This is a genomic window from 'Chrysanthemum coronarium' phytoplasma (assembly GCF_000744065.1).
Classification (GTDB): Bacteria; Bacillota_I; Bacilli_A; order Acholeplasmatales; family Acholeplasmataceae; genus Phytoplasma; species Phytoplasma asteris.
Map to the genome: position 1 here is coordinate 1 of NZ_BBIY01000080.1, position 2,105 is coordinate 2,105.

A 2,105-nucleotide genomic window follows, 5' to 3' on the forward strand; every position below is an offset into this window, starting at 1 on the left:
TAATTTTGCTGGTGCTGGTATGAGACAAACACAAGCAGTAACACAAACTCAAGCACAAGGACAAGGAAACAATTCAAGATCTAATTCTACATCCTAATATATAATCCTTAATTACTTATTACTTAGTTAATATTATTACACAAATAATACATCAAGTTATTCATAAATTAAAAGCGGTAATTGTTAATATGTCTAAATATAAAAAAATATTAATTCTTACTACCTTTTTAAAACACGTAAAAAAAACAGTATATATTTTATATATTGTTTTTTTATTATCTTGTTGAGTCATTCTAATTTTAATATTCTTTTAGCTAATGATAGTGACCCTAATTATTTAGGAGCAATTCAACCAAGACAACTAGGTATAAATGGTAATTCTAATATAGGATCTAAAATAAAAACAGATAATAAAACTAAATTAGAAGCACAAATTAAACCTTTAGCATCAGATAATAAGAATTTGTTTTATTTTCAAGGAGATGCTAAAACAATAGGACAAGAACCTAATACAGCATCAACATATAAAAGAGGTTATGCTCTATTAGTAACTATTCCTCAAAAAAGTTGTCTAGATGAACAAGATTTATATCTTTGTTGTGATGCTAATATTGCTATTAAACAAGAAGCCTATGAAGAATTTCTAAAACCCCAAACAGACGTAGAAAAACTTTTAAGTAATGATCAAAAAACAAAGGATTATTGCGAAGTTCAAAAACAAAACGGAAGAATTGATTTAAAATTAGTTGATGCAAAAAAAGAATTACAACAAGAAAAAGATCATTGGGATTATTTTTTTTACCAAACCTAATTTTGTAACTGAGTTTGCTCAAAAATATATTAAATATCATTATTTTCCAATTGATGTTAAAAATAATAATTCTACTAATCTAATTAAAAAAGTTGAAGATATTAAAAAAATATTTTATAATAAAATAACCTCATCTAATAACAACACTGGACTTTGTATTGAAGCTGAAAATCAAATTTATTATATAAATGATTTCCCACCGCTATCACAAATACAAAAAATTACACCTAATTTATTAAAAAAACCAGTTTTATTAGAAAAGATAGAAATAGTTTAAACAAAAACGAAATAAAATATAAAGTTGGAGATATTTACAATACTATATTACCTTTATCACATATTCAAAATAAAAATTTACTTCCCTTAGAAAAAACTAATGATAAAGAACAATATATTATTGTTGCTAGTTTTGATTTGGATTCAGTTAATGCTGATTACAAAGATTCCATTAAAGAAATTAATTCATTTAATAAATTAACTATTTATCCATCAAATCCTTTTAAATTAGATATTCATTTTGATTTAGTTAATTCTGATAATATTATTGCATCTCAACCTTATTATCTAAATCAAGAACTAGATTATAAAAAAGATAAAAAAACATATCCTAATTTAGATATTAAACCTTTTTTATTGAAAGATTCTTTTTTAAGGATGCCTAATGCAAATATATTAGAAATAAAAAAAAGATTAGATGTTTTAGAAATAGAAGAATCAAACCAAGAACAATCCTCCACAGCATCAAATGACGATAAATTACATGTGTCAATAGATGATTTGTATGAAATAAAAAATGATATTATATCTCGTTTATCACCAGAAGACCAAAACAAAATAGAAGCACAATTTAATGAATCTAATTATTTTATAAACCACATTGTTAAACCTAAACAAAAAGCTATAAAAGATTTGTTGCTTTCTTTGCCAGTATATGGCACAGAGGAAAGAAGACAAATGATGGAAGCAAAGACCCCACAAGAAAAAGCACAATACATAAAAGATCTAATAGAAGAATTTACAGGTGCAACAGGCTCAAAAACATATTTCATGAAAGAAAGAAAGAAAATAATAGAATTATTAAGAAATTCTTTAGTATCTAATTTATCTGCTCCCAACATTCAAGCAAATTCTTTTTCACCAGAACAAAACCAAAGATTAGAAGAATTCAAAACAACTAATCCTACATATCTAAATTTAAAACAACAAGAAAAAAATATATTAGATGATTTCGAGAAAAAACTACAAGAATTTGAAAACACATTAAATAACATTACATTATCAGAGCCTAATAAAA

General features: G+C 24.3%; 3 protein-coding genes. All 3 read left to right on the top strand.

Translation table 11 applies throughout. The features are described from left to right. The first annotated feature begins 280 nt into the window (after nt 1-280). Nucleotides 281-811 (top strand): hypothetical protein, encoded by a 531-nt coding sequence (locus OYV_RS03555; protein ID WP_152550844.1) that lies wholly within the window; start codon nt 281-283, stop codon nt 809-811. After that, nucleotides 750-1,088 (top strand): hypothetical protein, encoded by a 339-nt coding sequence (locus OYV_RS03560; RefSeq protein ID WP_042068325.1) that lies wholly within the window; start codon nt 750-752, stop codon nt 1,086-1,088. Before OYV_RS03555 ends, OYV_RS03560 begins: the two co-directional genes overlap by 62 nt. A 137-nt stretch (nt 1,089-1,225) precedes the next feature. Then, nucleotides 1,226-2,105: hypothetical protein (locus tag OYV_RS03565; protein ID WP_042068326.1), on the top strand; the 880-nt coding region annotated here is incomplete at its 3' end.